Source organism: Candidatus Melainabacteria bacterium (assembly GCA_003963305.1).
GTDB lineage: Bacteria > Cyanobacteriota > Vampirovibrionia > Obscuribacterales > Obscuribacteraceae > PALSA-1081.
On the sequence record RXJR01000021.1, the window covers coordinates 91391 to 109769 of the forward strand.

The 18379-nt window shown below is 50.1% G+C and carries 18 protein-coding genes and 1 pseudogene; 12 read left to right on the top strand and 7 right to left on the bottom strand.

The features are described from left to right. Window positions 1-16: 16 nt before the first annotated feature. Both EKK48_20375 and ybeY read right to left on the bottom strand, forming a co-directional pair. Window positions 17-556 carry a diacylglycerol kinase family protein gene (locus EKK48_20375; protein RTL38795.1) on the bottom strand — a complete coding sequence of 180 codons (540 nt, stop codon included), beginning with the start codon at window positions 554-556 and terminating at the stop codon, window positions 17-19. A gap of 245 nt (window positions 557-801) precedes the next feature. Further along, window positions 802-1323, bottom strand: a complete 522-nt coding sequence (ybeY, locus tag EKK48_20380; protein ID RTL38796.1) for an rRNA maturation RNase YbeY — start codon at window positions 1321-1323, stop codon at window positions 802-804. 183 nt (window positions 1324-1506) lie between these two features. On the opposite strand from ybeY, the gene EKK48_20385 reads away from it, so the two are divergent. From EKK48_20385 to EKK48_20415, 7 genes are all read left to right on the top strand, one after another. Next, window positions 1507-2127, top strand: coding sequence for a hypothetical protein (locus tag EKK48_20385; protein ID RTL38797.1), 621 nt, complete (start codon window positions 1507-1509; stop codon window positions 2125-2127). Between the two features lie 82 nt (window positions 2128-2209). Beyond that, window positions 2210-3340: a transcription termination/antitermination protein NusA gene (gene nusA, locus EKK48_20390; GenBank protein RTL38893.1), complete on the top strand. Its 1131-nt coding sequence runs from the start codon at window positions 2210-2212 to the stop codon at window positions 3338-3340. Continuing rightward, window positions 3331-3690: a YlxR family protein gene (locus EKK48_20395; protein ID RTL38894.1), complete on the top strand. Its 360-nt coding sequence runs from the start codon at window positions 3331-3333 to the stop codon at window positions 3688-3690. Before nusA ends, EKK48_20395 begins: the two co-directional genes overlap by 10 nt. Next, window positions 3687-6335, top strand: a complete 2649-nt coding sequence (locus tag EKK48_20400; protein RTL38798.1) for a translation initiation factor IF-2 — start codon at window positions 3687-3689, stop codon at window positions 6333-6335. The genes EKK48_20395 and EKK48_20400 overlap by 4 nt, the downstream gene beginning before the upstream one ends. A gap of 66 nt (window positions 6336-6401) precedes the next feature. Beyond that, window positions 6402-6755, top strand: coding sequence for a 30S ribosome-binding factor RbfA (rbfA, locus tag EKK48_20405; GenBank protein RTL38799.1), 354 nt, complete (start codon window positions 6402-6404; stop codon window positions 6753-6755). A 22-nt stretch (window positions 6756-6777) separates the two neighbouring features. Then, window positions 6778-7704 (top strand): tRNA pseudouridine(55) synthase TruB, encoded by a 927-nt coding sequence (truB, locus tag EKK48_20410; GenBank protein ID RTL38800.1) that lies wholly within the window; start codon window positions 6778-6780, stop codon window positions 7702-7704. Further along, window positions 7685-8260, top strand: coding sequence for a CPBP family intramembrane metalloprotease (locus tag EKK48_20415; protein ID RTL38801.1), 576 nt, complete (start codon window positions 7685-7687; stop codon window positions 8258-8260). The genes truB and EKK48_20415 overlap by 20 nt, the downstream gene beginning before the upstream one ends. A 279-nt stretch (window positions 8261-8539) precedes the next feature. Here the strand turns inward: EKK48_20415 and EKK48_20420 are convergent. Then, a pseudogene (locus EKK48_20420) lies at window positions 8540-8812 on the bottom strand (HU family DNA-binding protein). A 196-nt stretch (window positions 8813-9008) separates the two neighbouring features. On the opposite strand from EKK48_20420, the gene mnmE reads away from it, so the two are divergent. The 4 genes from mnmE to EKK48_20440 all read left to right on the top strand — a co-directional run bounded on the left by mnmE (window position 9009) and on the right by EKK48_20440 (window position 13580). Beyond that, complete coding sequence (mnmE, locus tag EKK48_20425; GenBank protein RTL38802.1) at window positions 9009-10394, top strand: tRNA uridine-5-carboxymethylaminomethyl(34) synthesis GTPase MnmE; 1386 nt, start codon at window positions 9009-9011, stop codon at window positions 10392-10394. 8 nt (window positions 10395-10402) lie between these two features. After that, window positions 10403-10864 (top strand): hypothetical protein, encoded by a 462-nt coding sequence (locus tag EKK48_20430; protein RTL38803.1) that lies wholly within the window; start codon window positions 10403-10405, stop codon window positions 10862-10864. Between the two features lie 26 nt (window positions 10865-10890). Continuing rightward, a complete protein-coding gene (gene thrS, locus EKK48_20435) occupies window positions 10891-12879 on the top strand; it encodes a threonine--tRNA ligase (protein ID RTL38804.1) in 1989 nt (662 codons plus the stop codon). A gap of 92 nt (window positions 12880-12971) precedes the next feature. Next, complete coding sequence (locus tag EKK48_20440) at window positions 12972-13580, top strand: hypothetical protein (protein ID RTL38805.1); 609 nt, start codon at window positions 12972-12974, stop codon at window positions 13578-13580. 63 nt (window positions 13581-13643) lie between these two features. Here EKK48_20440 and EKK48_20445 read toward each other — a convergent pair whose 3' ends face one another. The 4 genes from EKK48_20445 to EKK48_20460 all read right to left on the bottom strand — a co-directional run bounded on the left by EKK48_20445 (window position 13644) and on the right by EKK48_20460 (window position 17379). Then, window positions 13644-14675, bottom strand: a complete 1032-nt coding sequence (locus tag EKK48_20445) for a tetratricopeptide repeat protein (protein ID RTL38806.1) — start codon at window positions 14673-14675, stop codon at window positions 13644-13646. 104 nt (window positions 14676-14779) lie between these two features. Further along, on the bottom strand, window positions 14780-15706 hold the full coding sequence (locus tag EKK48_20450; GenBank protein ID RTL38807.1) for an amidohydrolase: 927 nt from the start codon (window positions 15704-15706) through the stop codon (window positions 14780-14782). 42 nt (window positions 15707-15748) lie between these two features. Next, window positions 15749-16639 carry a HEAT repeat domain-containing protein gene (locus EKK48_20455; GenBank protein RTL38808.1) on the bottom strand — a complete coding sequence of 297 codons (891 nt, stop codon included), beginning with the start codon at window positions 16637-16639 and terminating at the stop codon, window positions 15749-15751. 65 nt (window positions 16640-16704) lie between these two features. Further along, entirely contained in the window at window positions 16705-17379 is a 675-nt protein-coding gene (locus EKK48_20460; protein ID RTL38809.1) for a tetratricopeptide repeat protein, read from the bottom strand. Between the two features lie 441 nt (window positions 17380-17820). Between EKK48_20460 and EKK48_20465 the strand changes: the two genes are divergently transcribed. Further along, window positions 17821-18375, top strand: a complete 555-nt coding sequence (locus EKK48_20465) for a hypothetical protein (GenBank protein ID RTL38810.1) — start codon at window positions 17821-17823, stop codon at window positions 18373-18375. Window positions 18376-18379: the final 4 nt, after the last annotated feature.

The following is an 18379-nucleotide window of genomic DNA, read 5'->3' on the forward strand; positions in this document are numbered from 1 at the left end:
CACACCACTAGTAGTGTTAGTGAGCCAGCAATGCCAAAAGTTTCGGTACAAAAACAATCATTCCGATGGCAGCAGCAGCAACAGAAGCAATTAAAACCGCAGCGGCAGCCGTATCTTTTGCATAGCGGGCTGACTCATGATACTCGTTGTTTGACGAAATATCGACCAGGTGTTCAAGCGACGTGTTGACGAACTCCGCAGAAACGACAATTGACATAGCAACAATCAATGAAATCCAGTCTTGAGTGCTGACCTTCAACCACAGACCCAGCACTGTCACGACCAGAACCAGTGAGAAGTGGATACGCACATTGCGTTCCTCTTTCAAACCGATCCAGATGCCGTGAAAGGCATGGTAAAAAGATTCAATCATAGTAATCGCAGGTCCAGTTTTACGATGCCAAGCTTGAGGCACTATGGTTGAAACTTGAGCTGCCGCACTTGGCTCGGTGTAGGCGGACTCTAGGCTCTCGGGCGATACACCTGTCTCCATCAGATCAACAGTGCGAGAGCGGTGCTGAGCGACCTTGCCCTTCGGAACCCCTAGCGATTTCAAAGCAGTACCCCCGATGCCATCCGCTCATTTGCTTAACTGCATTCAATCTGCAGAGCTGCCATAAAATTCACCATAACACAGGGTTGTTAAGAACAACAAGGTTATTCGGTTAGCATTGTTAAGAGGCGCGCACATGGGCGTAAAGGCTTGAGGCACGCGGCACGCGCGCGCTCCATGCATGCGACACGCGTGGGCTCGATGCACGCGGGACGCGTGCGCTCCATGGGGCGTTAGGTGTGTCGAACCTAGCGGGTTACTCCGGCAGCGCCTAGCACTGCCTTCTGGCGCGAGAACATGTCTTTTTCCTGTGCCCTGGTGATGTGGTCGAAGCCAAGCACGTGTAACACTCCATGAACAAATAAAAAGCAGATCTCGCGATCGAGGCTGTGCCGGAAATCATCAGCCTGCTCGATGGCTCTGTCAATTGAAATGACGATTTCGCCCAATTCAATACTCTCTTGACCAAAGTCGGGCGGAAAATTCGCCGCTTCGCCATCAAATATCAAAGGGAACGAAAGCACGTCGGTAGCAGCATCTTTGCTGCGAAACTGTTCGTTCAGCTCCTGAATCTTCTTATTGCCAACGAACATAAGCTCGATGGAGCCCCGTTCGGCGATCAATTTCAACTGTTTTTTCGAGATGTGCCGGGCTGTATCCTCTCTTAAATTGGCACAGACCTCATGAAAGAGCAGATCGAATGTTTTAGTCCACTTTTTCGTATCTATAGGTACCTTGCGCTGCTTATTGCTTACGTGAACCGCGCCCATACAAATCTCCAGGGTCGTAATTAGCTCAGACACGGGCGCCGCGCCCACAGTTGCCTGAAAAGAGCCGTCATGTTAACATACACCACATATGGAATCGTGTTGTCGTAGGCTTGGAACGTTAGCCTACGGCATTCTCGTTTGTGGTCGTCCGTTCAAATCGGGCGCAAGATTGCCGCGATAAGCATGTCCGACAAAAAAACTCTCGAACAAAAACTGCAGATTGTTACCGAAATCGCCGATGCGATTGCCGGTCCGCTCGGTTTGTTCGTCGTCGAATGCAAATTTGGACAGCAGGGACGCAGACGCAGCCTCGAAGTAACAATCTTCAAGAAAGAATCATGGGTTTCACTGAGTGATTGCGAACAACTCAGCCGTTTACTGGAAGCTGAGTTGGATAAGCGAATGGCGACAGAAGGACCTTTGATTGAGGGCAGCTTTGATTTGCAAGTGCAGAGCCCGGGCATCGACAGACAGCTCAAGACAGAGAGAGAATTTAAGATTTTCACAGGTCAGATTGTGCAAGTTCAGAGCAAAGAAAAAGTGGGCGAACTTGGTATCAACTTCAAAGGCACCCTTGCCGGTATCGCTGATGGGAAGCTGCACTTAAGCAAAGCCTCAGCAATCAAACCGAAACAGCATGCAAAAGGAAAACAAGTCGCGAGCAAGGCGGAAGCGCCTCAAGACGTGACAATCGATCTTAAAAGTTGCAGCACCGTCAAATTGTTCTCAGACGATCTGGCGAGGCAAAGTTCAGGCGAGAAATTGCCCGAACTCGATGGAGATGGCACAGGCGGTCACGCTTAGCCACGACGACTAGCACGATGAGCTTGCTCATCAAAATACTGAACAACTGAATAAACTGTGGGAGAAAAATCAAATGATCAAAATAGGTGACAAACTACTTGAAGCCGCCGAAGAATTAGAGCGTGATCGCAATATCCCGCAGGAAGAGTTCATTTCATACGTTTGCGATGCCATAGTCGCCGCCTATAAGAAGAAAGTGCCGGACCACGATGTAGAAGGCGTAAGAGCAATCTTCGATCACGAAACCGGTGAAATCGGCATTTTCGCACCAAAAGAAGTCGTTGATAAAATCTCTAACGAATATCACGAAATCAGCCTGGTCGACGCTCAAGACTTGATTCCGGACGTCTCGGTCGGTGAAGTACTTGAAATCGAAGTAACACCCGCCGACTTCTCAGAATTCGGACGAATCGCCGCTCAAACAGCCAAACAGCTGATGACGCAGCGTCTGCGCGAAGCCGAAAAAGAACTGATCAAAAAAGAATTCGAAGCTCGCAAAGGCACTTGCACAACCGGTCAAATCGAGCGTATCGAAGTAATCAGCAACAGCCGCAACAACGTCATCGTCAACCTGGGACGAGTAGAAGGCTGCATGCCCACTCGCGAACAGCTGCCCGGCGAAACCTATCGCGTCGGCAACAGAGTGCGTGTATACGTTCTGGAATTAAGAGACACTGGTCGCATTCCGCAAATTATCGTTTCTCAAGCCCACCCTGAGCTGGTTCGAGAACTATTCGAACTGTACGTTCCGGAAATCGAAGACGGCACAGTCGATATCAAATCAATTGCTCGTGAAGCTGGATACCGCACAAAAATTGCCGTGCATTCAGAAGATCCAGATGTTGATCCGGTAGGAGCATGTATCGGAACCCGCGGTGTAAGAATTCAAAACGTTGTTGCTGAGTTGCGCAATGAAAAGATTGACGTGATTCGCTACTCGCTCGACCCCGTTGATTACATCTCGAACGCCCTCAGCCCGGCCCGTATCACAACAGTTGCACTGTATGAAGAGGGACCCGAAAGCGGCGGCAAGCGCGCAGAAGTGATCGTCCCTGACGACCAGCTCTCGCTCGCTATCGGTCGCGGTGGTCAAAACGTCAGACTGGCAGCGAAACTAACCACTTGGAAAATCGATATCAAGTCTGAAAGCCAAGCTGGTGGGTCATTCCGTTCTCTCAATCAAACCCTTGAGGACCTTAGCCCATCGACATAGACCAGTGCACACATGTACGCATCTGCGTATCATGTCGCAACAAAAAACCTCAAATCGAATTAATCCGATTAACGGTCGATCATCTCTCTGGTGACGTAAAGCTTAACAATGGGAAATCACCGGCACATGGTCGCTCAGCCTACCTGTGCCGGTCCAAACCCTGCGTCAGTCAAGCTCTCAAGGGAGGGCGGCTCAAACACGCACTTGAAGGCCGAAAGGTCAAAGGTGTCACCAATGCACGTTCCGTCCGGCTTCCTCTTGAAGAACAACTTATTCACGATATGACCGGTATGTGCACAGATAGCGAAAAAACATGCCAGAATACAGAGAGTGAGGAGGCGCCTGAATGAACGATCGTGTTCGCGTATACGAGCTTGCGAGACAAATGAACATCCCTAACGAGGATGTCATTACTACTTTGCGCGAACTCGGTCACGACATCAAAAGCCATTCCAGCACCGTAGACAAAGTAGCAGTAGGTCAACTCATTTCAGCTCTAAATAAGAAGAAACAGCAACCCGAAAAGGCAGAAACAAAAGCCAAGGGTGCGAAAACAGCCGGCGCGACTGGCGCGACGAAAGCTGCCGCAAAAGCACCGGTTGCTCCGCCGCCGCCGGTAGTCAAACCCCGCGTTCTGGCGAGATATCGTCGACCTGATGCTCCCGGCACAGAAGCACCGCTGCAAGAAGTGGCCGAAGTTACTCCGGCAGCAACCGCTGTCGCGGCAGTTGTCGCCCCGCCGGAAGTCGAAGAAGAAACAATACAAGAGCCAGCCAGCAATCCTGCAGCGGTGGAAGCACCGGTTGCAAATAATGGCGGTCAAGCAGTTCAAACACCACCAACAGTGGCATCCACGAGTGCACCAATAGAAGCACCCGCAACCGCACCTGTTGTCGCTGAAGCAGAGAAACCCGAATCTGATCCAATTCAGCCAGCGGCCGAAACAGCCACTGAAGAAATCGAAACGCAAAAGGGCGATAAGGCAGAACCTAAAGTTGAACAGAACGAAAACGATACTGATAGCTACTTGCCACCATTCAGTGGTCAGGCGGTGAAACCCATGGCACCATCAGTACCGGTAAGAATTGCAGCACCATCCCAGCGTGCTACCCCTCCGCGCCCTCCGAAATCGCACCGCCCAACACCATCCGAGCGTCATGCTCAGAAAAAGGATGATCGCTCTCGTCCTGCTGCGGTTGCGCCTGTCGAGGTGCCAAGAGTAATTACTTTGACAAATTCACTGACAGTCAAAGAGCTGGCAGAAAAAATGAACGTACCCGACACTGAAGTGATCAAGCGTCTCTTCATGCGCGGCTTCCCCCGCACCGTCAATCAGACGGTCGAGTATGAACTGGCCAAAGACCTGGCAATAGAAATGGAATATGAAGTGCTTTCAGAAGACCTGGAAGCCTTGACTGCTCCAGACCCTGTCGAGCCAGAGCTTTCACCTGAAGAACAAGCATCGCTGGTATTGAGACCGCCTGTCGTCACCATCATGGGTCACGTCGACCACGGTAAAACAAGTTTGCTCGACGCAATTCGGCAGACAAAGTTTTTGCTCACCGAATCAGAAGCTGGTGGTATCACCCAGCACATCGGTGCCTATCACGTCGAAGTCGAGTCTGAAGACGGCACGATGCGTCAGATTGTCTTCTTAGACACTCCCGGTCACGAGGCGTTTACCGCCATGCGAGCCCGTGGAGCCAAAGCGACGGACATCGCTATCCTTGTAGTTGCGGCAGACGACGGTGTCATGCCTCAGACCATCGAAGCTATCGACCACGCGAAAGCAGCCGGTGTACCTATCATCGTTGCCGTCAACAAAATCGATAAAGCTGACGCTGAGCCAGATCGCGTCCTCAGCCAATTGATGGAACACGGTCTTTTGCCTGACAAATTCGGCGGCGAAACCGTTACCGTAAATGTTTCAGCCAAAAAACGCACTGGTCTCGATGAGCTTCTGGAAATGATTCTGCTTGTCGCAGACATTCAAGACTTGAAAGCCAATCCTGACAAACCAGCTACCGGTGTCATTATCGAAGCAGAACTTTCCAGAGGAAAGGGCGCCGTTGCCACGGCACTCGTAGAAAATGGCACGCTGCGCGAAGGTGATTACATAGTCGCCGGCAGTAAATCAGGCAGAGTGAGAGCACTTTTTGACGATCGCGGTCAGCGCGTCAAAGCAGCTGGTCCATCAATGCCTGTAGAAGTGCTTGGTCTTGATGAAGTGCCGCAAGCCGGTGACAGATTCGAAGTTGTATCAGATGTGCATGCATCGAAAGTTCTTATCGAGCAGCGCAAACTTGGTCAGGTGGAGCGCAAGGCGCATCACGTCAGCCTGGAATCTCTGCACGAGATGTTGACCAAAGGCGAAGTGAAAGACCTGAACGTGATTGTCAAAGCAGACGTACAAGGTACGGCAGAAGCAATCGCAGAGCAAGTCAAAAAACTGTCAGGCAACGAAGTTGCTGTGCGCGTTCTTCGCACCGCATCTGGTGACATCTCCGAAAATGACGTCAACCTGGCGGCATCATCAGAAGCAATCATCATCGGCTTCAACGTCAATCCAGACCAGAATGCCAGACAGGTTGCAGAAGTAGCTGGTGTCGACATCAGAACCTACAACATCATTTATCAGATTACCGACGATCTGGAAAAGGCTATTCAAGGTCTGATTCAACCGGTACGCAAGGAAGTGAAGATAGGCGTTGCCGAAGTTCGCCAGATCTTCAAGTTTGGCAAGCAGCTGATGATCGGCGGTTGCATGGTGATCGAAGGCAAAGTACAGCGTGGATGTATCGCCAAGATCGAGCGCAACGGTCAAATCGTTCACGAAGGAAAACTCGACACTCTGAAGCGCTTCAAAGACGACGTCAAGGAAGTTGCTCAAGGATTCGAATGCGGCATGAGCTTCGAGAAATTCTCGGACCTGCAAGAAGGCGACAAAATCAACGCCTACGTCATTCAAGAATCCAAGGGCGAGATCACTCGTTAACTGAGTCGTGGTCTCAACTAAGCCTGGACTTTGTTGTCCAGCAAAATATCGCGGGAGGATTCTACTATGTCTACTCAACGGGCACTAAGAGTTTCCCAGTCAATCAAACGCGAACTCTCCGACATGATTCGCCGCGACCTGCAAGACGAGCGCATCAGCGGTCTCGTTTCTATTACCGACGTGGAATGTACTCAAGACTGCAGATCAGCCAGAGTATTCATTTCCATTTTTGGTGATGAAGAGGTTCGCGCGAAAACCATGGAAGCTCTCAACGCAAAAGTCGGTTTCATCCGCGGCGAATTATGTCGCCGGCTGGGACTGAGATTTGCTCCGGAGCTTCATCTCAAACTCGATGACTCGCTTGAACGCGGATCAAAAGTGACAGACTTGCTTGGCAAGATTTCGCGCGGTGAAGTTTAACGCAATCGCGAAAATTTGAAACGTGGCTGAGCAGAAAAAACCTTTTGGATTCATCAACGTCCATAAACCGACCGGGATCACTTCGCATGATGTGATCAACAAGCTGCGTCGCCTGCTCAACATCAAACAAATCGGACACGGCGGCACGCTCGATCCGCTCGCTGAAGGCGTCTTGCCTGTAGCAGCCGGAGCAGCGTGCCGCTTGCTACGCTTTCTGCCTCAAGACAAAACCTACGTAGCAGAAATACTGCTGGGGCTGAAAACAACCACTGATGATATCGAAGGCGATACCATTCGGTCGGACGACATCAGCACAATTACAAACGAGCAAATCGAAACCGCGCTCAAACAGTTCCATGGTGAGATCGATCAGGTGCCGCCCAACTACAGTGCCATACACGTAGACGGCAAGAGAGCCTACGATCTGGCACGAGCCGGCAACACAACGCTTGAAATAAAGCCGCGCCGCGTCAGCATCACCAGCCTGGAAGTGCTGAAGATTGAACTGCCCATAGTTAAGGTGAGAATTTCATGTTCCAGCGGCACCTACATCCGTTCGATTGCTCGAGATCTGGGTGAGACACTGGGATGCGGCGCGACGCTGAAGACTCTTTTGCGGGAGCAAGCAGGACTTTTCAGACTGGAAACGTCACTGACACTGGACGCTATTGCCGACAGAAGAAATTCAATTGACAGCGTCGTCACCGAACCGGTATCTATATTGAGTCAAACCAATTACTTCAATGTCTTGAAGGTAAGCAGCGAAATCGCAAAAAAGTTCTGTATGGGGCAAATCATTCCGATCAAACAATTCGACGGCGTTCATCTGGATCCGACAAAACGAGTTTTGATCGTACACGAGGGACAACTACTTGCTCTTTGCAATATATCTGACGACGAGTTACTCAAACCTGAAGTTGTAATTGCAGATGGACAGCATAAAAATTGACCGAGCCACCCTGGTCATATTCAATTCATTCTGCGAAGGCGGTCTACTTTTGCTCGCCACACTCTGGTGTTTCAACAGGGGCGTCAATCTGAGCGATGCATTGAAACCGGACTGGCTCGGAGTTTCATTGGGGGTTGGCGCGGGAGCAATAACGGCGTTGAGCGGGTTCTTATCGCTATTTCTAGCCGGCAAAACTGACAAAAATTCCAGTATCTATGAGCTACGAACACTTGTCTACAACCACATTGCGCCACTTTTTTCCCAATTGACTCTTGTGGACATATTGCTTATCGCAGCCTCGACCGGGTTTTGCGAGGAAATTTTCTTCCGCGGCGTTTTGCAGTCTGAACTGGGAATACTCGGGGCAAGCCTGCTTTTCGGCATGATCCACTGCGCTTCGCTTGTAATGCTGCCTTATGCAATGTGGACATTCGTTGCCGGAGTTTTTCTTGGCTACCTCTATCTCTGGACCGGCTCGTTGTGGGCACCAATCTGGGCGCACGCAATCAACAACTTCATCGTCATTGCTTATTTCAAATTCCGCAAACAGCAGTGAAATCGTATTGAAGATTCTCATGCAGCATCTCATCAGCAGACACAAAAAAGGCAGCAATTAAGCTGCCTTTTTCATATCCATATTAGATTTCGAGCCTCAAAAGATATACAGCAGAGCTGCCAGTCGCCTTTAGCGGCGACCTTTCTTCTTAGCTGATTTCTTCGCCGGTGCTGCTTTTTTCTTAGCTGCTGCTTTTGGTTTAGCGGCAGCTGCTTTTTTAGGAGCAGCGCTGGCTGATGCGGTCACAGCTTTAGGCAATGCAGCTTGTTTTGCTCTGCCATCGACAATGTCCTTCAATTCCTGACCAGCTCTGAAAACAGGCACACGTGCTGCTTCGATGCGGAGTTTTTGTTTTGGATTTTGTGGATTGACGCCAGTACGAGCTTGACGTTGTCTGCGTTCGAAAGTGCCAAATCCAACTAGGGTTACCCGGTCGCCTTTTGCAAGTGCTGCAGTCAGAGTGTGAAGCAGCGCGCCAACGGAGTTTTGAACATCTACTTTGGTTTGTCCGGTAGCTTTTGCAATTGAGTTAACTAATTCTGCTTTGTTCATGCGTTTTTTCCTAACGAAAAGGAGTAGAGAAAGCCGGTAGTGAAGCCCAAAAAACAATTGAGTGATACTACCACCGCATCGAGATCTTATTCAAGTAGTTACGCACTCAAAAAGTTTGTTCAATTTCGCCCGGCGAAAACAAAGCGAATGCCGCAATTGTGCTAGATTCAAGGCTTCTGCAAAAGACAAACGTGACATGAATTCGGAAGAAACTATCGCTGCAATTTCAACTGCACCGGGAACGGGTGCTATCGCAATTGTAAGAATGACGGGTCCGCAAGCCTGGACCATCACGGGAAAAATTTTCTGCTCAAAAAAGAACAAACCGCTCCTGGACTCATTTAAAAGTCACAGTGCAATCCACGGTTTTATCAGGGATGAAAGAACCGACCAGATTGTCGACGAAGTGGTGGTCATTCCTTACAAGGGACCAAATTCTTACACAGGAGAAGACCTGGTTGAAATCAATTGCCACGGAGGGCAGATTGTCACGAGTGAAATCCTGTCACTTTGCCTGGCCAATGGTGCAAGGCTGGCCAGGCAGGGAGAATTTACGCAACGTGCGTATTTGAATGGACGAATGGATCTCACACAAGCGGAAGCAGTTCTGGATGTCATTCAGGCTAAAACCGGGTTGCAGAGCAGGTTTGCAGTTTCCGCCCTTAAAGGCGAGTTAGGCGGTCAGATTGAAAAAGTACGAGTCAGTCTGGTTGAACTTCTTTCGCGAATTGTGGCCGGATTGGATTTTCCAGATGAAGTTGGCGACCTGCCCCTGGACGATCTGGAAAAAATCGTGCAAGAGGCGGTCAGTGAACTGAAGGTGCTTTTGAACACCGCACGCTCCGGACGATTTTTGCGAGAAGGGGTTCGGGTTGCTATAGCCGGCAAACCGAACGCAGGCAAATCGAGTTTGCTCAATCAGCTGCTCAAATTCGAAAGAGCCATAGTCACAGACGTACCCGGCACGACGCGAGACTCGCTGGAAGAACTGCTGGACATAAACGGCATTCCGGTCTTATTGATAGACACTGCAGGAATTCGCTCTACCGAAGATCAAGTTGAACAAATTGGCATCGAACGCACGCGAAAAGCAATCGCACAATCAGATCTCGTCCTCTTGGTTACCGACGTGCTCACAGGCTGGACTGAAGATGACCAGCTCGTGCTGGACATCGTAGATGACCGCCCCCACATCACTCTGGCCAATAAAGTAGATGCGCAGCCGAATTTTCAGGTTTCAGACCTATATAAAAGCAATGCTCAATGCCTTGGAAGAACTGCCATATCTGCTAAAACTGGCAGTGGCATCGAGACGCTCAATGAAATAATCGAAAAGTGGGTCTTCAATGATCAGCAGTTAAAAGATGCTGGAGGCTCATTGAATGCCCGACAGGGCGAACTTTGCGAGCGGGCCTTGCGTTCCCTTGCCCTCGTACAGGAAACGGCAGAGAACGACATGCCCCAGGATTGTCTGGCTACAGATTTAAAAATGGCCATCGACAGCCTTTACGAAATGAGCGGGGAAATGGTTTCAGAAGCGATAATAACGAACGTTTTCGCCAAGTTTTGCATAGGGAAATAATCTCGCTCATGGCAGTCCTCACTTCGGAAGATCAAGACTACAAAACCAGCCTGCGCATCGTGCCAGGCGACGCTAAGCTGATTCAAAATCAGATGTGGCAGCGTTATTCCCTGCATCTTCACAGCGGCGAATATGAAATCAAACTCGGCGGCAAATCATCAGGCTCGATGGAGAAGGATAGCTGTCTTTTCTGTCGCAAACCCAAAGATGAGATTCAGGACCTGATTGACAAACTGCGGCAGCTGGTAGATTTTGACCGCGACAAATTGCTTTTCGAGCCCGCAGAGCCTTCATTTGAGCTTTCAATCGCCCGATCCGGCGTTACAGGTATAAAAGTGGAAGTCTGGCTCGATCCTGGAAATGCTAAGACTGGTATCTATCGCTGGGATGGCGTCGGCATCAGGTTTTACACGCTGCAAGAGCATCTCATCTCATTTTTGAAGGAACTTGAGGACGAGTTTGCCTGTTAAAATGGGCTCCTTACGGCAGTTTGTCGATGCCGGCATCGAAAGGAGTAACTATGTCGCAGGTAGAAACGAAACAAGGGGAGATTACTGTAAACCTACCGGATGGGTCGCAAAAGACCATTCCACAGGGTTCTACAGGAGCAGATCTGGCCAAATCGATTGCCCAGGGTCTGTTTAAGAAAGCGGTCGGGCTGCAAATCAACGGTGAAACCCGGGACCTCTACACCCCACTCACAGACGGCGACACAGTCAAGATCCTCAAGGCTGACGATAGTGATTCAGTAGAACTGCTGCGTCACTCGACCGCTCACGTCATGGCACAAGCCGTACAAAAGCTTTTCCCGCAAGCCAAGATCGCCATTGGACCGACTATTGAAGACGGCTTCTATTACGATTTTGAAATTCCGGGTCATACCCTCTCAACTGATGATCTTTCCAAGATTGAAGCTGAGATGACTGCTATTGCCAACTCGAATCAAACGATCGAACGATACGCGATTCCTGACGTCGATAAGCAGCTTTCCGAATTCAAGACACAAGGCGAAAAGTTCAAAGCTGAACTTCTCGAAGAGCACAAAGATCACAATCCAACTCTGTACTTGATGAAAGACAAAGACGGAAAGACGATCTGGAACGACCTGTGTCGCGGGCCTCACTTGCCCAATACCGGCGTGATCAAGAACTTCAAACTCTTGAAGGTCTCTGGATCTTATTGGCGCGGTGATGAGAAGAAGGATCATCTGCAGCGCATTTATGCCACAGCTTTCTGGACTAAAGACGATCTCAATGCTTACTTGCTCCGCCTTGAAGAAGCAGAAAAGCGCGACCACAGAAGATTATCGAAACAACTGGATCTTTTCTCGACTCATGAAGAAGTCGGACCAGGTCTCGTCTTCTGGCATCCCAACCTTGCCACCGTGCGCAATACCATTGAGGATTTCTGGAGAGCAGAGCATCGCAAACGCGGATACGACTTCGTCTATACACCGCACATCGCCAGCGAAGAGCTGTACAAGATAAGCGGTCACCTGGAAAGCTACGGCGAAAATATGTACTCGGCGATGGATATCGACGGTCAGCCTTACCGCGCCAAACCGATGAATTGCCCGGGTCATATCATGATCTACAAGTCCAAGCTGAGAAGCTACCGAGACCTGCCACTGCGTTTTGCGGAGCTGGGAACGGTATATCGCTACGAGCGTTCAGGTGTGCTGCACGGCATGCTGCGTGTGCGCGGATTTACACAAGACGACTCGCACATCTTCTGCACGCCGGATCAATTGGAAAGCGAAATTAACGGCATTCTCGATTTGATCGACACTCTTATGACCACTTTCGGATACACATACAAAGCGTATCTGGCCACTCGCCCGGCCGACAGCAAACTGGGCACAGACGAAGAGTGGACTTTCGCGACCAACGCGCTCGAAGCGGCGATGAAAAAACGCAACCTCAAGTACGAAGTCGACGAAGGTGGCGGCGCCTTCTACGCACCGAAAATCGACATCAAGTTGTTTGATGCGATTGGACGTGAATGGCAGGGTCCAACCGTTCAGGTCGACTTGAATCTGCCTACCCGCTTTGACGTCAACTTCGTTGGAGAGGACGGCAATCGCCACAAAGTAATCATGGTGCACAGAGCTGTTCTAGGTTCAATGGAGCGCTTCTGCGGCGGCTTGATTGAGCACTACGCCGGAGTCTTCCCTGTGTGGCTGGCGCCTACACAGGTAACTATCTTGCCGATTGCAGACCGTCATGCAGAGCGCGCAGCCATGATTGCAAAAGAGTTGAAAGGCGACGACATTCGCGTTCATCTCGACGAACGCTCCGAGACACTCAAATATCGCATCCGCGAAGCGCAAGTGCAGCAGGTGCCGTATATGCTTGTTATCGGCGACAGCGAAGTAGCAACCGGTCAGGTGGCTGTAAGACACCGAAGACTGGATGACCTCGGCGCCATGCCGCTTGAAGATTTCATCAAGCGACTGAGAGCCGAGATCAAAACCAAAGAACACTAGGCTCGAACAGAAAAGCGCTCTCGTGAGAGGGCGCTTTTCGTATCGTAGGTCGAGTCCCGTCGACTCTCATTACATACCCAGAAGAGCAGGAAATGAACAAAACGCTATTATCTGCATTGGCAATTTCAATGACCATTCAACTGCCCAGCCAGGCAAAGCTTTTCGAGAAGGATGCCAACGGTGGAACGCATGTCAACTTGCCATTCATTCACGTCGACAAGACGTACGATGCACACGGCAATAAAAGAGTGAAAGTGCGCGCTCCTTTCGTGAAAGTAGACAATCCCGACGGTGACAACAACGTGCGTGTCTCTGCACCATTCACCAAAGTCGGGCATGACGGACCAAATTCAACACAAGTAAAAGCTCCTTTCACAAAAGTGAACAAGCGCGCCGACGGCACCACAACAGTAAAGGCGCCGTTCACCAAAACCACTGAGCAAGCCAATGGTGTCACTACGGTTAAGGCACCGTTCACCAAAGTCACTCAAAATCCAGATGGCTCCTCAACAGTGAAGGCGCCTTTTACCAAAACAACCAAACATGCCGATGGAACAACTACGGTAAAAGCGCCATTCACGAAAACCACGCAGCATGCCGATGAAACAACAACGGTGAAAGCACCTGCCACAAAAACTACGCAGCACGCAAATACAAAAACAACAACGACGACAACCGTGAAAGCTACTACGACCAAATAGTTGCGCCAAATTTCACAGACCCTGGCAGGGCTCAAATTTTACGCGTGCACATTTTATACGCGCTCAAATTCGGCCGCGCGCGTTCTTTACAAGATTGGCAGCGAACAAGAATATGCGGTCTCGCTTCCAAAATACGAAGAGCGAAGCCATCGAAATCGAGACGGGAATCAATGGGGATGAAATCGCGGATCTGGACTGAGTTTGCGATGACACCGGTCTGTCAGCGATAGACTTTTCCAACTGCACCGATTCTTGAATTCGACCTTCGGCTCGCAGCAATTGCACATAACAAGCGCGAGTCTCAGCAACTTTTTGACTGTCTGCTCCAAAAAGTTTCGTGCGAATTGCCAGAGCCTGTTTCACAGCGATCTCGGCATCACTGTAACGTCGGATCTTGGTATAGAGAGCCGCTAGTTTCGTCATCGGACTTCCATAACCTTGCGGCAACTGCAGGGTTTTAGCCAGTTCAATAGATTTCAAATAACAACTTTCTGCCTTCGAGTTTTCGTCTTCTTTTTCGTAAAGATCACCCAAATTCGCATAGATATCGGAAGCTAACTCACTTCGCGAACCTACAAGGGACTCCCTCAAATTTTTTGCTGCCAGAAAAATAGGTTCGGCTCTCGCGTATTGCCTGGACTCAATATAGGCGCCGGCAAGTAATTCCATCGAAAATCCGGGATGAATAGAGGGACTTGGCAAGAACGATATATGCCTATAAATAGCAGCCGCCAGATTCAAATTTCCACAACGAGCAGCCGATAGAGCCGTTAAATCAACTAGCAAATAGGCAGAAACAGTTGTTGAAATCGCAATCACACTGAAACGATAAGCATCCCGCAGTCGACCCAGGGGCTTGCAACTATTGTGCAGAGCCTCAATCTGAACCTGCACCTCTGATTTAGGTCGCCTGGCACGCCAGATTCGATAGCTGATCAAGGAGAGATAGAAGGCGAACTCAAAAGCAACCGCGCCTAAAAGAGTCGGCGTTGGACAGGCTGAAGCGTAAATGCTCAGATAACCGAGAAAAACGATATTAAGCGCATTGAGGGCGACCTGCATGAGAAAATCCAGATCGCAATTTTTGGCAACCAAATTTCAACTCCAAAAACGCAGGCGCCGACTGCCCGTCAAGGAGGATTATGGGCCCTGCACTGACGAATTCAAGCCTCAAAGGAGGTAGGTCAGTGGGGATTCCCCTAACCCAGCTTCAATAACCGCTGGGCATTCTCATAGCAGATCTGGGCTTTCACGCTTTCGCTGACCGGAGCGTTTTCTATAAATTCCGAAGCTATTCTGGCGTCTTCAAACGGATAATCCGTTGAGAACAAAACGTTTTCCGAACCAAGTGCTTCCAATGCACACAACAAGGGCGCGTTATCACAAACACCAGATGTGGTGACAACAAAATTGTCCTTGAGATACTGCGACAACAACTTGTTGAGACTTCTCGGTTGCTTACTTATCTTCCAGCGACTGTCCAATCTCCACAACAGAAATGGCAAGGTTTCGCCCATGTGACCGAGGATGACTTTCAGTTCGGGCAACCGATCGAACAACCCGCTGACAATCAAACGAAGAGCATGCGTGGCAGTTTCTACCGTCCATCCCCACGTCGCTCCAACCAGAACAGGATAGTCCTTGTACATGTGCGGTTCATCGAATGAACTGGCTGGGTGCAAGTAAACAGGCACACCCAGTTCAACTACCGCCTCCCAGAACGGAAAATATTTCTCGTGATCTAAATAAACCCCGTTGGTGTGCCCATTGATCATCGCCCCCTTGAAACCAAGTTCCCTGACACAGCGGGACAATTCGGCGGTCGCTGCAACAGGGTCATGCATGGCGAGATGTGCAAAGCCGGCAAAGCGCGACGGAAACTTCTGGATCTGAGCACACAAAAAGTCGTTCGCTTCCGTCGCCATCCTGATTGCAACCGCGGCATCCTTCTCAACTTGCAATCCCGGCGACGTCTGCGACAACACACAAACATCTATTCCAGTCTCGTTCATCATCTCGATTCGCAAGTCAGCGAAATCGGGCAGCCGACGCTCGAACTCCTGGTAGGATTTCGCGTCCATCATCTTGGCGACATCGCCTTCATACAGGTCGAATCCAGGAGCCATGAAGTGTTCTTCAAGAGCTATTTTTCTTATTGTTCGCCCCTCCTACTTTTTGTTCTTGATTTTATCAATTGCCGCTCTAGCTTCGAAACTAATCAGTGGGTCGTCTTTGACCGCTGCCTTCAAAGCGGGCAAGGCTTCGCGAGCGTCAGGACCGATTTCTCCCAAACCACTTGCCGCCATCGCTCTAACGTGTTCATTGTTATCTTTCAAAAGTGCAATCAGCTTGGGCACGGCACCGACCGCCTCAGAACCAGCTCCGCCTATAGACTTTGCCGCAGCTCCCCGTGCAGAATCGATTTCATCGCTTAGCAATTCGGTCAGCGCAGGCACATCTTTTGGCGAACAGGGAATTTGCTCGAGTCCGCAGGCAGCGGCTTCCCGCATCTCCTTTCCGCCGGTCTTGATGGATTCTATAAGTACCGGCACAGCCGACTTTGCATCGACACCAAAACTAGCTAAAGCACGAGCCGCCAATTGCCGCACAACAGGTTCAGAATCACCTTGAACAGTAGCGATTAGAACAGGCACAGCCTGCTCTGGCTGCTTGCCTATGTTCCCCAGGGCTGAAGCAGCATATGTCCGTTCATAACCACCATCAGCACTCTGCAGGAAAGCAATTATTGCAGGAATTGCCGGTGCGGCATCCGGACCGATGTGGCCAAGAGCGTTGCAAGTCTCGCCCTTTACATTTGCGGACGTGTCGTTTTGCAAAACTGCAATCAAAGCGGGCACCGCGTCTTTTGCCACAGCTCCCATTTCACTCAAATGGTAGGCAGCACTTTTACGGTCTGAGTCATCCCGACTCGACAAACCCTTAATCGCCGCTTGAACATCCGCAGCGCGAAACTGCTCTGCATTTGCAGCGCAACTCAGACCCAAACTTAACAGCATCGACAGCGAAAGGGCGATTTTCGCGCCTCTCTTTGCGTACATAGCCAGACCCCCTTATTGGTAGAACATCTGTTTAACGGGCGACAGAAAAAAAATAGGACGAGAGGTTACTTAGCGCAAACAGCCATTTTGTGGCGCACCCGTTCGACATTGCGAGCCAGAGTGGCAATCATCGGTCCACTCCCGATTCGCTGCTTCTCGGCCAGTGTTGCTTGCTTGAAATAATCCATAGCTTCAGGATACGCTTCCCGCTTCTCATAAGCTTCTCCAATCAGAAGCAGGGTGATTGGAATGTCGCGAGATTTCGGATCGACTCTTTTTCTAATTGCCAGGAGTCGTTTCAAATAAGGAATCGTGTCGTAGCAAGCGCCGGCAGCGCAGGTGACACGTACAACGTCGTTGAGAGGCTGAATCAGTTCGGGGGAATCTTTTCCATATTTAGCTTCTTTCCATCGCAATACTCGCATGAATAGTGGTCTGGCTTCATCAAACTTACGTTGCCGGAGATAGACTTGCCCGAGTGTTTCGGCACTTTCAATGATACGAACATCGTTATCTTTCATAGAACGAGTATCAACAAGCGCTTTCCTGGCCAGTCGCTCAGCCAAGGAAAAGTCGTTCGCCTTAAAAGCCGCTTGAGCGGCGACGCTATCTTTCTGCCAGAGCGCTGAAATCTGCTCCGCAGAAAGTTTGTGGGGCGAGTGCGTCTTACCTTCTGAAGCATCTGCAGGACTCTGAACAAGCATCAGGACCAGCAAGATGTAACAGGAACGGCGAATCATTTCTCTTTCTTCTCTTCCAGATTCAACGAGTCCGTGAGCGAACAATTGATTGCCTCAAGGCATCAGCGATTCCACTAAACCGATTCACCGGCTCGAATTTGGTGTGTGCTAAACCGACGTAACTGTCAGCTGCACCATAATACACCAGCCATGAGTTTCTCGAGCACAAACAGATCGAGTGTCGGTCCGCTTATCCATTCCATTGTGACTGGTTCGGTACACACTGTCTTGTAGGTTGCCCATGCCTTTTTACCTGCTAGCTCTGTTTTGTCTGCTGCCTGTTACATACAATGCTAAGATCTCACCGGATCTTCACGCCAACAATATAACTCGTCGAACGGTCTGAGACTGCTCCAGCGTAGAGTCGATCATTCCCGATGGCGCCAAGAATATGACGAGAAGACACCACCACTTCCGGTGCAATAACTGAGCGTTACCACAATGAAAAATAGCGACCCGATCTATGAAAGAAGCAACACTGGCGCAGCCCTGGCCGAAGGGGTGGTCAGCCTGTGGCTGATCATCACGGCAACAATATTGGCAATTGGCCTTCTTGTTAATACCGGAATGTCCACATTTTATAAAGAGAAGCTTGGCTTCGTAACAAATCAGGTTGCTGTCTCGCTGGCGGCTCAAAGCGATCCAGCTCAGGCCGAAGAACAGGCCAAGTCCATGACCAAGGCTCTCTTTAACGAGATGGGAATGTCGTTCAAGGACTGCATCGTCAAAGTCAAAGCGGAATCGATCGATTCTCAACCAGCCGTCGGCGTTACCGTGACGATCAAGGGACTGCCTTTGATGCTCATCGGCGAGTCCAACATCTTTCCAATCGGTATCGATCTCACCGACAAAACTGTTGTTTTGCTGCGCGCAAGAGCTCCAGATGCCTATTTGTGGATGTCGCGCACCCCCAGCCTCTCTTCATACGGCATCCCCCTCTATCGCCTTCCGCCCGGCGGAGCAAACGGGTTTGGTGTACCGGTCATTGCCAGGTAAGACA

What these genes read in the sequence shown, in the direction of transcription:
- EKK48_20455 (RTL38808.1), bottom strand. Translation starts at nt 16,639, where the DNA reads ATGTACGCAAAGAGAGGCGCGAAAATCGCCCTTTCGCTGTCGATGCTG.
- mnmE (RTL38802.1), top strand. Translation starts at nt 9,009, where the DNA reads ATGAATTCGGAAGAAACTATCGCTGCAATTTCAACTGCACCGGGAACG.
- EKK48_20385 (RTL38797.1), top strand. Translation starts at nt 1,507, where the DNA reads ATGTCCGACAAAAAAACTCTCGAACAAAAACTGCAGATTGTTACCGAA.
- EKK48_20465 (RTL38810.1), top strand. Translation starts at nt 17,821, where the DNA reads ATGAAAAATAGCGACCCGATCTATGAAAGAAGCAACACTGGCGCAGCC.
- EKK48_20450 (RTL38807.1), bottom strand. Translation starts at nt 15,706, where the DNA reads ATGGCTCCTGGATTCGACCTGTATGAAGGCGATGTCGCCAAGATGATG.
- ybeY (RTL38796.1), bottom strand. Translation starts at nt 1,323, where the DNA reads ATGGGCGCGGTTCACGTAAGCAATAAGCAGCGCAAGGTACCTATAGAT.
- EKK48_20460 (RTL38809.1), bottom strand. Translation starts at nt 17,379, where the DNA reads ATGATTCGCCGTTCCTGTTACATCTTGCTGGTCCTGATGCTTGTTCAG.
- thrS (RTL38804.1), top strand. Translation starts at nt 10,891, where the DNA reads ATGCCGGCATCGAAAGGAGTAACTATGTCGCAGGTAGAAACGAAACAA.
- EKK48_20415 (RTL38801.1), top strand. Translation starts at nt 7,685, where the DNA reads ATGGACAGCATAAAAATTGACCGAGCCACCCTGGTCATATTCAATTCA.
- rbfA (RTL38799.1), top strand. Translation starts at nt 6,402, where the DNA reads ATGTCTACTCAACGGGCACTAAGAGTTTCCCAGTCAATCAAACGCGAA.
- EKK48_20430 (RTL38803.1), top strand. Translation starts at nt 10,403, where the DNA reads ATGGCAGTCCTCACTTCGGAAGATCAAGACTACAAAACCAGCCTGCGC.
- EKK48_20400 (RTL38798.1), top strand. Translation starts at nt 3,687, where the DNA reads ATGAACGATCGTGTTCGCGTATACGAGCTTGCGAGACAAATGAACATC.
- EKK48_20440 (RTL38805.1), top strand. Translation starts at nt 12,972, where the DNA reads ATGAACAAAACGCTATTATCTGCATTGGCAATTTCAATGACCATTCAA.